General features: G+C 67.5%; 10 protein-coding genes. 8 read left to right on the top strand and 2 right to left on the bottom strand.

Annotated features, from left to right (window positions below; all coding sequences use genetic code 11):
• The first annotated feature begins 27 nt into the window (after positions 1-27).
• Together nikE and QW861_RS12775 are read left to right on the top strand one after the other, a co-directional pair.
• Positions 28-1,689 (top strand): ABC transporter ATP-binding protein, encoded by a 1,662-nt coding sequence (gene nikE, locus QW861_RS12780; RefSeq protein WP_315750320.1) that lies wholly within the window; start codon positions 28-30, stop codon positions 1,687-1,689.
• Between the two features lie 120 nt (positions 1,690-1,809).
• Positions 1,810-3,225 carry an FAD-binding oxidoreductase gene (locus QW861_RS12775; protein ID WP_315750321.1) on the top strand — a complete coding sequence of 472 codons (1,416 nt, stop codon included), beginning with the start codon at positions 1,810-1,812 and terminating at the stop codon, positions 3,223-3,225.
• Between the two features lie 43 nt (positions 3,226-3,268).
• On the opposite strand, the gene QW861_RS12770 is transcribed toward QW861_RS12775, so the two are convergent.
• Together QW861_RS12770 and QW861_RS12765 are read right to left on the bottom strand one after the other, a co-directional pair.
• The gene (locus QW861_RS12770) at positions 3,269-4,750 is read right to left on the bottom strand and encodes a mannitol dehydrogenase family protein (protein WP_315750322.1); all 1,482 of its coding nucleotides are present in this window, start codon (positions 4,748-4,750) and stop codon (positions 3,269-3,271) included.
• 11 nt (positions 4,751-4,761) lie between these two features.
• Positions 4,762-5,784, bottom strand: coding sequence for a Zn-dependent oxidoreductase (locus QW861_RS12765; RefSeq protein WP_315750323.1), 1,023 nt, complete (start codon positions 5,782-5,784; stop codon positions 4,762-4,764).
• A 159-nt stretch (positions 5,785-5,943) separates the two neighbouring features.
• Between QW861_RS12765 and QW861_RS12760 the strand changes: the two genes are divergently transcribed.
• From QW861_RS12760 to QW861_RS12735, 6 genes are all read left to right on the top strand, one after another.
• Positions 5,944-6,960, top strand: coding sequence for a TRAP transporter substrate-binding protein (locus QW861_RS12760; RefSeq protein ID WP_410052178.1), 1,017 nt, complete (start codon positions 5,944-5,946; stop codon positions 6,958-6,960).
• A gap of 72 nt (positions 6,961-7,032) precedes the next feature.
• On the top strand, positions 7,033-8,895 hold the full coding sequence (locus QW861_RS12755) for a TRAP transporter large permease subunit (RefSeq protein ID WP_316193114.1): 1,863 nt from the start codon (positions 7,033-7,035) through the stop codon (positions 8,893-8,895).
• Positions 8,896-8,913: 18 nt separating this feature from the next.
• Positions 8,914-9,639 (top strand): GntR family transcriptional regulator, encoded by a 726-nt coding sequence (locus QW861_RS12750; RefSeq protein WP_315718189.1) that lies wholly within the window; start codon positions 8,914-8,916, stop codon positions 9,637-9,639.
• A gap of 33 nt (positions 9,640-9,672) precedes the next feature.
• Entirely contained in the window at positions 9,673-10,869 is a 1,197-nt protein-coding gene (gene uxuA, locus QW861_RS12745) for a mannonate dehydratase (RefSeq protein ID WP_316193113.1), read from the top strand.
• An 83-nt stretch (positions 10,870-10,952) separates the two neighbouring features.
• Positions 10,953-11,720: a glucose 1-dehydrogenase gene (locus QW861_RS12740; RefSeq protein WP_315750327.1), complete on the top strand. Its 768-nt coding sequence runs from the start codon at positions 10,953-10,955 to the stop codon at positions 11,718-11,720.
• A 33-nt stretch (positions 11,721-11,753) separates the two neighbouring features.
• Complete coding sequence (locus QW861_RS12735; RefSeq protein WP_316193112.1) at positions 11,754-12,785, top strand: L-idonate 5-dehydrogenase; 1,032 nt, start codon at positions 11,754-11,756, stop codon at positions 12,783-12,785.
• The last annotated feature ends 38 nt before the right edge of the window (positions 12,786-12,823 follow it).

Here is a 12,823-nt window from a genome sequence, read left to right as displayed (position 1 = left end):
CAGCGTGGCGCATCCGAGGATGAGAACGTGAGCGCACCGCTGCTCGAGGTCGAGAACCTCAAGGTCTCCTTCTCCACCCGCCGTGGCATCGTCGAGGCCGTGCGCGGCGTGTCTCTTTCGCTGGCACCGGGTGAGATGCTTGGCCTCGTCGGCGAGAGCGGCTCCGGCAAATCGGTGACCGGCTTTGCCATCACCCACCTGCTCGACAAGGCCGGCCGCATCACCGACGGTCGGATCCGCTTCAAGGGCCAGGACATCACCCGCGCCGGCGGCGCCGATCTGCGCAGCCTGCATGGTGCTGCGATGGCGATGATCTTCCAGAACCCGCGCGCGGCGCTCAATCCCATCCGCACCGTCGGCCAGCAGATTGCGGATGCGATCCTTGCGCATAGACGGCTGTCGCGGCAGGAGGCGCAGGCCGAGGCGCTGCAACTCTTGAAGGCCGTGCAGATCCGCGATCCCAAGCGGCGCATGAGCGCCTATCCGCATGAGCTCTCCGGCGGCATGTGCCAACGGGTGATGATCGCGATCGCGATCTCCTGCAGCCCGCAGCTGCTGATCGCGGACGAGCCGACCACCGGCCTCGACGTCACCACGCAGAAGGTGGTGATGGACCTGCTCGCTCATATCGCCGGCGACCGCGGCATGGCGACGATCCTGATCACGCATGATCTCGGGCTGGCCGCGCGCTACTGCGCGCGCGTCGCGGTGATGGAGCAGGGCAGGCTGGTCGAGGAGGCCGAGCCGCTCACGCTGTTCCATCGGCCGCAGCACCCCTACACCAAACGGCTGGTCGCGGCGTCGCCGACGGCGACCTCGCGCATCGAGGATCTGGTGCCCGATGGCGAGAGGCTTCCGTTGGTCGAGATAAGCGAGCTGCCGCCTCCGCCGCACGGCACGCCGCTGCTGCTCGACGTCAGGACTGTCAGCAAGCGTTTCGACGACGGCACCGTGGGCGTCGCGGACTTCTCGATGACCATGCGCGGCGGCGAGAGCGTCGGCCTGGTCGGCGAGAGCGGCTCCGGCAAGAGCACGACGTCGCGCATGATCTGCCGGCTGATCGATGCCAGCGCCGGCGAGATCCTGTTCGACGGCCAGTCCATCGGCCAGATCCCGGCGCGCGACTTCCACCGTTCCGAGCTGCGCAGGGACATCCAGATCGTCTTCCAGGATCCGAACGACAGCCTCAATCCGCGCTACACGGCGTTCGACTGCATCGCCCATCCGCTGCTGCGGCTGATGAACATGCGCAGCGGTGACAAGCTGCGCCAGCGCGTCGAGGAATGCGCCGAGCGTGTCGGCCTGCCGCGCGAGCTGCTGTCGCGCTTTCCGCATCAGCTCTCTGGCGGGCAGAAGGCGCGCGTCGGCATTGCCCGCGCAATTGCCTGCAAGCCGCGGCTGCTGGTGCTGGACGAGCCGACCGCGGCGCTCGACGTCTCCGTTCAGGCCGTGGTGCTGCAGCTCCTGAACCGGCTTCGGCGCGAGGACAACCTCGCCTTCCTGTTCGTCAGCCACGATCTCAATGTCGTGCGCATGATGTGCGACCGTACCATCGTGCTGCGCACAGGCCTCATCATCGAGCAGGGCGAGAGCCGGGCGCTGTTCGCCAATCCGCAGACCGACTACACGCGCGAGCTGGTCGACGCCGTCCCGCATATCGACCCGCCGATGGCGCTGGCACCGGCCTGATCCTCGCCCATAACAATCGATTATGGACGGCGGACAACTTGGTATTGGGGCCGCGATCGGCGGAGCTGTTAGTTTGTGCGCATCGCCATCTCAGGTCATCAAAGGGTTAGATCGCGCGTCATGACGGAGCTGATCGAAAGGCTGCAGAGCGCCGTCGGCGCAGCGCATGTTCTCGTCGCAGCCGAAGATCGGGCGCCGTATCTGCGCGACTGGCTGGGCAAGTATCGTGGCGATGCCATCGCCGTCGTGCGCCCTGCGTCGACGGCAGAGGTCGCCGCGGTCATGGCGGCCTGCGCCGAGGCCCGCGTCGCCGTGGTGCCGCAGGGCGGCCACACGAGCCTGTCCGGCGGCGCGACGCCGGATGCGAGCGGCGGGGCGATCGTGCTGTCGCTGGCGCGGATGAACCGCATCCGCGCGCTCGATCCCATCGGCCAGACCATGGTGGTCGATGCCGGCGTCGTGCTGGCGAAGGTGCAGGAGACCGCCGGCGCGGCCGGCCTGCTGTTTCCACTCAGTCTCGGGTCCGAGGGGAGCTGCACCGTCGGCGGCAATCTCGCGGCCAACGCCGGCGGCGTCGCCGTGTTAAGGTATGGCGTCATGCGCGAGCTGACTCTCGGGCTGGAAGTGGTGCTGCCGGATGGCCGCATCTGGGACGGGCTGCGCAGCCTTCGCAAGGACAACACCGGCTATGCGCTGCGCGATCTCTTCATCGGCTCGGAAGGCACGATCGGCATCATCACCGGTGCCGTGCTCAAGCTGTTCCCGCAGCCGACGGCGCGCGCGACGGCGTTCGTCGCAGTCCCCGATGCGGCTGCCGCGCTGAAGCTTCTACAGTTGTCGCGCGCTCATTGCGGCGATCGCCTCACTGCATTCGAATTCCTGACCTCGGCGACGCTCGACATGATCCTGCGCCAGATCCCGGATGCGCGGCTGCCGTTCACGGCGCTGCCCGACGCAGCGGTGCTGATCGAGCTCAGCGACATCAGCGACGAGCCCGCGCTGACGGCGCGTCTCGAAACCGCGCTGGCTCAGGCGATGGCGGAAGGACTTGCCTCCGACGCCGTCGTGGCCCAGGACGGCATCCAGGCCAAGGCGTTCTGGCGCGTACGCGAGAGCGTGTCCGAGGCGCTGGTGCGCGAAGGCAAGGCGCTGAAGCACGACGTCGCGGTGCCCGTGGCCGAGATCGCCGATTTCGTCGGTGTCATGGATACGGCGGTCGACGCCGCGCTGCCCGGCATCCGTCCCATGGTGTTCGGCCATCTCGGCGACGGCAACCTGCATTACAATCTGATGCGGCCGCTCGACATCAGCGAGGCCGAGTTTGACGGGCACGGTCCGCGGATCACTCGCCTCGTCCATGACGAGATCACCCGCCGCCGCGGCTCGATCAGCGCCGAGCATGGCATCGGCCAGCTCCGCACCGCGGAGATGCCGCTGTGCAAGCCACCGCTCGAGCTCGAACTGATGCGTCAGCTCAAGCGCGCGCTCGATCCGCATGGTCTGATGAACCCGGGCAAGCTGCTGCCGAACGTGTAGTCGGTGCTGACGTCGCGTTCGTCCAGCCAGGGCCGGTGTGACGTCAGCCTGGGTTCTGTCGGGTCTGCGCGACAGTTGCACGGGTTCCCTTCAGGAAGAGACCGTCGAGTGCTGTCTCAACTGCGCGCGTGAAGCGAGGATTGTTCGGCAGCTCGGTGCCGAACACCGATGTGACCGACAACAATGCGGGCGCAAGCCGGCCTGCAACCGGGCCGGCGTCATCCGCCAGGGCCCGCAGTCTGGCCGCCAGCGGGTCGCGCAGCGCGATCGGCTGGCGGTGTTCGTCGGTGCCGCTGACGTAGCGCATCCACCCGGCGACGGCGAGCGCGAGGCGGGTGATCGGCTGGCCGCGGGCGAGCCGGTCGCTGATGGTGCCGAGCAGGCGCTGCGGCAGCTTCTGCGAGCCGTCCATCGCGATCTGCGCTGTCAGATGCTTCAGTGCCGGATTGCGGAAGCGTTGCAGCAGCGCGGCGCGATAGGCTGTCACGTCGAAGCCGCCGAGTGCGGGCAGAGTCGGCGTGACCTCGTCGCACATCATGTCCTCGACGAGGCCGGCGAGGTCGGGCTCGGCCATGGCCGCGGCAACCGTCTCGCAGCCCATGAGATAGCCGAGATAGGCGATGGTGGAGTGCGCGCCATTGAGCAACCGGAGCTTCATCAGCTCGAACGGCGCAACGTCGCGGACGAACTGGGCGCCGCTGACGTCCCAGGCCGGGCGCTCGCCGCCGAAATCGTCCTCGATCACCCATTGGCTGAACGGCTCTGTGACAACCGGCCAGGCGTCGACGAGGCCGAGCGCGGCGCTGACGGCGGCGCGATCGGCATCCGTCGTGGCCGGCACGATGCGGTCGACCATGGTCGAGGGGAAACGCACCTCGTCCGCGATCCACTTGGCGAGATTGCGGTCGACCAGCTCGGCGAAGGCGATGGCGAGGCCGCGCAGGGTGTGGCCGTTGGCGGGAAGGTTGTCGCAGGCGAGCACCGTGTAGGGCGGCAGGCCCTGCTGCCGCCGCAGCCGCAGGCCGCTGACGATGAGTCCGAGCGTGCTGCGAGGATGCGCGAGGTTGATGCTGTCGTGGCGGATGTCGGGATCGTCAGCGCGCAGTGCGCCGGTGGCCGGATCGTGGCTGTAGCCCTTCTCGGTCACAGTGGTGGAGATGATACGGACAGCGGGATCGGCGAGGCGCTTGAGTAGGTCAGCCGGATCATCCGGCGCGACCGCAAGCCCGGTGAGTGCGCCGATGACCTGCCGCTGCTGTCCGGCACCGTCGCTCGCCGTCACGCTGTAGAGCCCGCCTTGCGGCTGCAGCGCGTCGCGTGTGTCTGGCGAGCGCAAGGAGACGCCGAGGATGCCCCAGCGCGGATCGTCCTTGAGCAGCGCATCCGTGTAGACCGCCTGATGGCCCCGATGAAACGCGCCGAGCCCGAGATGGACGATGCCGGTCGCGACCGCCGCGCGGTCGTAATCCGGCGCGAGGACGCCGGCGGGCAGGCGGCGGAGCGTGGCGGGGCTGAGGCGGTCCATGCCGGGAGCTCTCAGAAGATCAGCTGCACTTTGCAGCATTCGGTCTGGTTGTGCTCGAACGTCTCGAATGCGGCGGCGTAGGCGTCGAGCCCGAAGCGGTGGGTGATCAGACGCTCGGGTTGCAGCGTGCCGCGCGCGAACCAGTCGACGACCTTGGCGAACTTGCCGCTGTTGAGCCTGGAAGCGTGGATCGCGAGCTCCTTGGCGGTCACCTTCTGCTGCACGATGGTCGACGGCTCGGCCGAGAAGCCGAGCAGGCCGATGCGTGCGGCAGGCGAGGCGATCTCGATGGCCTCGGCGAGAATGGCGGGATGGCAGGCGGCATCGATGATCAAGGTCGGCGTCACATCGGCCGCGGCGAGGGCCTCGGGCAGGGCGGTGCTGGCGGTGTTGATGACGCGGTCGGCGCCGTTGTACCGCGCCGCTTCGAGCCGGGCATCGATGCGATCGGTGACGATCAGCTGCTTCACGCCGTAGACGTGCTTGAGCACCTGGATCACGGTCAGTCCGATCGGGCCCGCGCCATAGACCAGCGCGACGTCAGAGGCGAACACGCGGGTGTGGTCGGTAATGTTGGCGGCGATCGAGAACGGCTCGACCAGCGGCGCCTGGTCGTCGTCGACGCTGTCCGGCAGCAGATGCGCGTTGGCCGCCGGCACGCAGGCATATTCGGAGAAGCCGCCGTCGCGGTGGACGCCGAGCACGGCGAGATGGGCGCAGACGTTGGGGCGGCCGACCGAGCAGGGATAGCATCGGCCGCAGGCCACCACGGGATCGACTACCACGCGGGCGCCGAGCCGTGCGCTGACACCGTCGCCGAGCTTGTCGATGCGGCCGAAGAATTCATGGCCGATCACGCGCGGATAGCGCGCGAACGGGTTGCTGCCGTGGAGGATGTGGATGTCGGAGCCGCAGATTCCGGCGCGCTCGACCTTGATGCGGACCTCGCCTGCCGAAGGCTCGGGAACCGGGCGCGTTTCGATCGACAGGCGGCCGGGCCGCTCCACCACGAGGCTCTTCACACGTTCCTCCATCCCTTCTCGCCCATTTCGACCGCGAGCTGCCGTCGTATAGCAATCCCAGTTCTTGGATACAAGTTTATGATTGAAAGCCTATTTGGTATCCCTTATAGGATTGGAATATAGGAATGACATACAAAGGCCCCGCAGCGGGCCGGCAGGGGAGGTTTGCCAGTGTCTTTGCCCACATCCATGTCTCGTCGCAGTTTCGTCGGCACCGCGCTCGCGGGAGCCTCGGCCTTGGCGTTCACGCCCGCCCGGGCGCAGTCGGCGAAGTATCGCCTGCGCTACGGCACGGCGTTTCCCGCCACCCATCCCGGCGTCGTCCGGATCATCGAGGCGTCGGAGGTCATCAAGAAGCAGACCAATGGTCTGGTCGACCTGCAGGTCTATCCGAACAGCCAGCTCGGCAGCGAGCCCGACATGTTCTCGCAGGTGCGCAGCGGCGCGCTCGACTTCATGTCGACGTCAGGTGTGAACCAGACGGTGGTGCCGATCGGCGGCATCAATGCGGTGGCGTTCGCGTTCGAGAGTTACGACCAGGTATGGTCGGCGATGGACGGCGATCTCGGCAACCATGTGCGCGGCGAGTTCGCCAAGGTCGGCCTGCACGTGCTCCCGAAATGCCTCGACAATGGCTATCGCAACATCACCTCCGGCGCCAAGCCGATCGCCTCGCCCGACGATCTCAAGGGCTTCAAGATCCGCGTGCCCGGCAATCCGTTGTGGGTGACGCTGTTCAAGACGCTCGGCGCGGCGCCGACGCCGATCAATTTCGGCGAGCTCTATGCGGCCCTGCAGACCCGCATCGTCGACGGCCAGGAGAATCCGCTGGCGCTGATCCAGAGTGCCAAGCTCTACGAGGTGCAGAAGTACATCGCGCTATCAGGCCATATCTGGGACGGCCACTACATCTTCGCCAATGCAGCGCGCTGGAATGTCATGCCTGCCGACGTCCGCGACGCCATCACCGCGGCGCTGTCGGAGGCCGCCGTCAAGGAGCGCCAGGACATCCAGAGCTTCAACGAGAAGGCGCAGGCGGACATGCAGGCGGCCGGCGTGACCTTCAACAAGGTCGACACCAAGCCGTTCCGCGACGCGCTGCGCACCGCCGGCTTCTACACCGAGTGGAAGACCAAGTTCGGCGCCGAGGCGTGGGGCCTGCTGGAGAAATCGGTCGGCCAGCTCTGAGCGAGCTGCCGTTGCATCCCTGATGCATGTCCGCATGCGCGGACATCAGCAGGATCTTGCGGGGAGGGTGGAATGGCCGTTGACATGACCGCGACGACCTCGGTGCCGTCGCATGGCGCCTTTGCGCGTTTCGATCATCTGCTAGGCCGCGCCGTCGAGGCGCTGGCCGCCGCGATCGTGGTCGCCGAATTGGTGCTGCTCGGTGCGGCCACGGCCGCGCGCTACGTGTTCAATGCTCCGCTGATCTGGTCCGACGAGCTCGCCACCGTGCTGTTCGTGTGGTTGGCGATGCTCGGCGCCGTCGTCGCATTGCGACGCACCGAGCACATGCGGCTCACCGCCTTCGTCCGCAATCTGTCGCCGGCGTGGCGGGCGCGCACCGACGCGCTCGGCCTGATGCTGGTCTGCACCGTGCTGGTCGCACTGGTGATGCCGTCCTGGCACCACCTCGAAAGCCACCTGATCAGCCGGATGCCCGTGCTCGAGATCAGCGAAGGCTATCGCGAGGCCGCGATGCTGGTCGGCGTGCTGCTGATGCTGCTCACCGCGGTCGACCGGCTGATCCAGCAGGCGAGCCTCATGCAGATCGTCGGCGCTCTGGCTCTGGTGCTCGCCGGTGCAGGGACGCTCTATGCGGCCGCACCTGTGCTGGAGGATCTCGGCAACTACAATCTGTTGATCTTCTTCTTTGTGCTCGTCGCCAGCGCCATGGTGATCGGCACGCCGATCGCCTTCACCTTCCTGCTCGCCACCGTGGCCTATCTACATTTCAGCACCACCGTCCCGGTCCTGATCGTTCCCGGCCGGGTCAGCGAGGGCATGTCGCACATGGTGCTGCTGGCGGTGCCGATGTTCGTGCTGCTGGGTGCGCTGATCGAGATCGCCGGGCTGGCGCGGGCGATGATCCTTTTTCTCGTGTCGCTGATCGGCCACCTCCGCGGTGGCCTGCAATATGTGCTGCTCGGCGCGATGTACCTGGTCTCCGGCATCTCCGGCGCCAAGGCGGCCGACATGGCCGCGGTCGCGCCGGCGCTGTTTCCCGAGATGAGGCAGCGCGGCAGCTCGGAAGGAGACCTGGTGTCGCTGCTGTCGGCCTCGGCCGTTATGTCGGAAACGATCCCGCCCTCGATCGTGCTGATCACGGTCGGATCGGTGACGGGCGTGTCGATCGCGGCGCTGTTCACCGGCGGGCTGCTGCCGGCGGTGGTCGGCCTGATCGCACTCTCCGTCGTCGTCTTCCTGCAGACGCGCAAGGAGTACATGAGCGGCGCGCAGCGTTTCGATGCCAAGACGCGGCTGCGGCTGTTTGCGATCTCTATTCCCGGTCTCGGTCTGCCGATCGTGATCCGCTCGGCTGTGGTCGAGGGCGTCGCCACCGCGACCGAGGTCGCGGCGATCGGCGTCATCTACACCGTGCTGGTCGGTATCTTCGTCTATCGCCAGTTCGACTGGAAGCGGGTGTATCCCATCCTGGTCGATACGGCCTCGCTGTCCGGCGCTATCCTGCTGTTGGTGGGGGCTGCGACCGGCATGGCCTGGGCGCTGACCCAGTCCGGCTTCTCGCAGCAGCTCGTCGACCTCATGGTGGCCGCGCCCGGCGGCCGCTGGGGCTTCCTGCTGATTTCGGCGCTCGCCTTCGTCGTGCTCGGCAGCGTGCTCGAGGGCGTGCCGGCGGTGGTGCTGTTCGGGCCGCTGCTGTTCCCGATCGCACGCATGATGGGCGTGCACGAGGTGCACTACGCCATCATCGCGGTGTTCGCGATGGGGCTCGGCCTGTTCACGCCGCCTTTCGGCGTCGGCTTCTATCTCGCCTGCGCCATCGGCCGCGCCTCGCCGGACGAGGTCATCCGCCACGTCTGGCCGCATCTCGCCGCACTCGTCGTTGCGCTGCTCTTGATCGTGTTCCTGCCATGGATCTCGATCGGCTTCCTGTGAATCGGGTAGACTGCCGTCATGGATGACGATCTGACACCGCTGACACGACTGGACGGCAAGGCCGGCCGGCGGCTCGCCGACCAGGTCTACGAGCGGCTGCTCGAGGACATCGTCTCCGGCGCGCTGCCGCCGGGCACGCCGATGGCCGAGCTCGATCTGTGCGAGCGGCTCGGCGTCAGCCGCACGCCGGTGCGCGAGGCGCTGATCAAGCTCGCCGATGTCGACCTCGTGCGCATCTATCCGCAAAGCGGCAGCGTGGTGGCGCCGGTGTCGCGCGAGGCGTTCGGCGAGGCGCAGTTCATCCGCGAGCATCTCGAATGCGCGCTGGTTGCCGAGGCCGTGCGCTACATCGATGCGACGGCGCTGCGCGAGCTGACCGAGCTGATCGACAAGCAGAAGGCGGCGGCGACGCCGGCGGAGTTCTACGTCCATGACGAGGCGTTCCATCAGACGATCGCCCGCACCAGCCGGCATCCCCATGTCTGGCAGGTGATCCGTCAGACCAAGATCCATTTCGACCGCGTCCGCCATCTGACCTTGATCGAGGATGCCGGCCATATTCCGCTCCTGATCGCGCAGCATCAGGAGATCCTGGACGGGCTGGCCGCCTGCAACGAGGCCCAGGCGGTCGCGGCGATGCGCCGGCATCTGCGCGAGGTGTTTCGCCGCGCTGACGGCATCTTTGCCCGGCAGGAGGAGATGTCGCAGGCCGAACCGCGCACGCGGGCACGGCGGCGGCGCTGATCGCGCGCTTGATTCATTCTGGAAGGTGACGACATGGAACAGACGTGGCGCTGGTTCGGACCCGATGATCCCATCACCTTGCCGCAGGTTCGCCAGACCGGCGCGACCGGCATCGTGACGGCGCTGCATCACATTCCCTACGGCGTGGTGTGGAGCACCGATGAGATCATCAGGCGCATCGGCTTGATCGAAGGCGATTCATCGCTGCGGCTGCGCTGGAGCGTGGTCGAGAGCCTGCCGGTCTCCGAGGCCATCAAGCTGGGCGAGGGCGATCTGACGTCCTTGTTCGACAACTACCGCCAGTCGCTGCGCAACCTCGCCGCCTGCGGCGTCACCACCGTCTGCTACAATTTCATGGCGGTGCTGGACTGGACCCGCACCGAGCTCGCCTTCCGCCTGCCGGGCGGCGCCACCGCGCTCCGCTTCGACATGGATCGCCTGGCGGCGTTCGACTGCTACATCCTGCAGCGGCCCGGCGCCGAGGCGGAGTTCTCCTCCGACGTGCTCGACCGCGCCAGGGCCTGGGTGGCGCAGGCCTCCGAAGCCGACAAGGACCGGCTGCTCGCGACCATCATGGCCGGGTTGCCCGGCGCCTATGACCGCTATGACGTGCCCGGCCTGCGCCGCATGCTGGAGAAATATCGCGGCATCGGCCATGCCGAGCTGCGCGCCAACTACGCGCGCTTCCTGCGCGAGGTGGTGCCGGTGGCGGAGGAGTGCGGTGTCAGCCTGTGCGTCCATCCCGACGATCCGCCGCGCGACCTGTTCGGCCTGCCGCGCGTGGTGTCGTCAGCCGAGGATCTGCAGTTCATCGTCGATGCCGTCCCGTCGAAGGCCAATGGCATCACGTTCTGCACCGGCGCACTCGGCGCCGGCGGCCACAACAACGTGCCGCGGCTTGCCGAGCGGTTCGCCCCGCACATCCGCTTCGTCCATCTGCGCAACGTCACCAAGATGCTCGACGGCTCGTTCATGGAGGCCGAGCATCTGCGCGGCGATGTCGACATGGTTGCGATCGTGACGACGCTGCTCAAGGAGCAGGCGCGCCGCAAGGCCGAGGGCGATCCGGACTGGCGGATACCGTTCCGCCCCGATCACGGTCATGAGCTGGTCGACGACATCGGCCGCGGCACGCATCCCGGCTATCCGCTGGTCGGCCGGCTCAAGGGCCTCGCCGAGATCCGCGGGGTGATGACCGCTGTCGCGGCCATTAACCGTCTCCCGGTTTGATCGGCAGGGCCGGATAACGCGCTTGTCAGCGCGCTGTCCGTCAACGAGGATGCCAGCCGGAACGTCGTCCACGAGTTGAACAGATGTCGACCTCGCTCTTCGATCTCTCCGGCAAGACCGCGCTGGTGACCGGCTCCTCCCGCGGCCTCGGCCGCGCCATTGCCGAAGGCTTTGCCAAGGCCGGGGCGCGGCTCGTCATCAACGGCACCGACCCGGCGCGCACGCTGGCGGCGGCGGAAGAATTCCGCGCCGCGGGCCATCAGGCCGAGGCCTGCCCGTTCGACGTGACCGATGAGCAGGCCGTGGTCAGCGCCTTCGCGCGTTTCGATGACCAGGGGATCGCGATCGACATCCTCGTCAACAATGCCGGCATCCAGCACCGCAAGCCGCTGGTCGAGTTCACCACCGACGAGTGGCGCCGCGTCATCGAGACCAACCTCACCAGCGCGTTCGTGATCGGGCGCGAGGCCGCCAAGCGGATGATTCCGCGCAACAGCGGCAAGATCATCAACATCGGCTCGCTCGGCAGCGAGCTGGCAAGGCCGACGATCGGGCCCTACACCACGGCCAAGGGCGGCATCCGCAACTTGACCCGCGCGATGGCCGTCGAATGGGCCGCGCACGGCATCCAGGCCAATGCGATCGGTCCCGGCTACATGCTGACCGACATGAACCAGGCGCTGATGAGCAACCCCGACTTCAACAACTGGCTGATGTCGCGCGTCCCGGCGAAGCGCTGGGGTCGTCCCGACGAACTGGTCGGCACCGCGATCTTCCTGGCCTCCGACGCGTCGACCTATGTCAACGGCCAGACCATCTATGTCGATGGCGGCATGCTGGCGGCGATGTAGGATCGCGGAAGACACGAGACAGGGAGGCCGGCCATGCGTGCGGTCGTCATTCACGCGCCGAAAGATCTGCGCATCGACAGCTTTCCCGATCCGGCGCCGGGACCCGGCGAGGTCCGGGTCAAGATCGAGGCCGGCGGCATCTGCGGCTCGGATCTGCATTACTACCATCATGGCGGCTTCGGCACGGTCCGCATCAAGCAGCCGATGGCGCTGGGTCATGAGATCGCAGGCCACGTCGCCGCGGTCGGTGCCGGCGTGACCGGCCTCGCCGAGGGCACGCGCGTCGCCGTCAATCCGAGCCTGCCGTGCGGCAGATGCGCCTATTGCCGCGAGGGGCGGCGCAACCAGTGCCTGGACATGCGCTTCATGGGCAGCGCGATGCGCGATCCCCACGTGCAGGGCGGCTTCCGCGAGTTCGTCACCGTGGATGCCTCGCAGGCGGTGCCGATCGCGCCGTCGTTGTCGCTGGGAGAGGCCGCGATGGCCGAGCCGCTGTCGGTCTGCCTGCATGCCGCGCACCAGGCCGGTTCGCTGCTCGGCAAGCGCGTGCTGGTGACCGGCTGCGGTCCGATCGGAGCGCTGTCGATCCTGGTCGCGCGTTACGGCGGCGCAGCCGAGATCGTGGCGACCGACGTCGCCGACGCGCCGCTTGCGATGGCGCGCACGCTCGGCGCCAGCCATGCGTTCGATGTCGGGGCGAAGCCGTCGGCGCTCGATCCGTGGCGGAGCGGGAAGGGCACGTTCGACGTGCTGTTCGAGGCCTCCGGCAACCAGGCCGCCCTGCGGGCGGCGCTCGACGTCATGAGGCCCGGCGGCGTGATCGTCCAGCTTGGGCTCGGCGGCGAGATGACCTTGCCGGTCAACACGCTGGTCACGAAGGAGCTGCAATTGCGCGGCACGTTCCGGTTCGACCGCGAATTCGAGCTGGCGCTGCGGCTGATGGGCGAGGGTCTGCTGGACGTCAAGCCGCTGATCTCGGCTGCGCTGCCATTCGAGCAGGCGGTCGCCGCCTTCGAGCTCGCCAGCGATCGAAGCCGGTCGATGAAGGTTCATTTGACGTTTTGATGGATGGATTGACGCCGATGAAAGTCGCCTGCATCGGA

Source organism: Bradyrhizobium sp. SZCCHNRI1029 (genome assembly GCF_032487555.1).
GTDB lineage: Bacteria > Pseudomonadota > Alphaproteobacteria > Rhizobiales > Xanthobacteraceae > Bradyrhizobium.
This window is presented reverse-complemented; position numbering and strand designations above follow the sequence as displayed.

Bases quoted from the DNA above. Each gene is read 5' to 3' on its own strand.
- uxuA (WP_316193113.1), top strand. From the start codon at position 9,673: ATGGAACAGACGTGGCGCTGGTTCGGACCCGATGATCCCATCACCTTG.
- QW861_RS12750 (WP_315718189.1), top strand. From the start codon at position 8,914: ATGGATGACGATCTGACACCGCTGACACGACTGGACGGCAAGGCCGGC.
- QW861_RS12735 (WP_316193112.1), top strand. From the start codon at position 11,754: ATGCGTGCGGTCGTCATTCACGCGCCGAAAGATCTGCGCATCGACAGC.
- QW861_RS12770 (WP_315750322.1), bottom strand. From the start codon at position 4,750: ATGGACCGCCTCAGCCCCGCCACGCTCCGCCGCCTGCCCGCCGGCGTC.
- QW861_RS12765 (WP_315750323.1), bottom strand. From the start codon at position 5,784: ATGGAGGAACGTGTGAAGAGCCTCGTGGTGGAGCGGCCCGGCCGCCTG.
- QW861_RS12740 (WP_315750327.1), top strand. From the start codon at position 10,953: ATGTCGACCTCGCTCTTCGATCTCTCCGGCAAGACCGCGCTGGTGACC.
- QW861_RS12775 (WP_315750321.1), top strand. From the start codon at position 1,810: ATGACGGAGCTGATCGAAAGGCTGCAGAGCGCCGTCGGCGCAGCGCAT.
- QW861_RS12755 (WP_316193114.1), top strand. From the start codon at position 7,033: ATGGCCGTTGACATGACCGCGACGACCTCGGTGCCGTCGCATGGCGCC.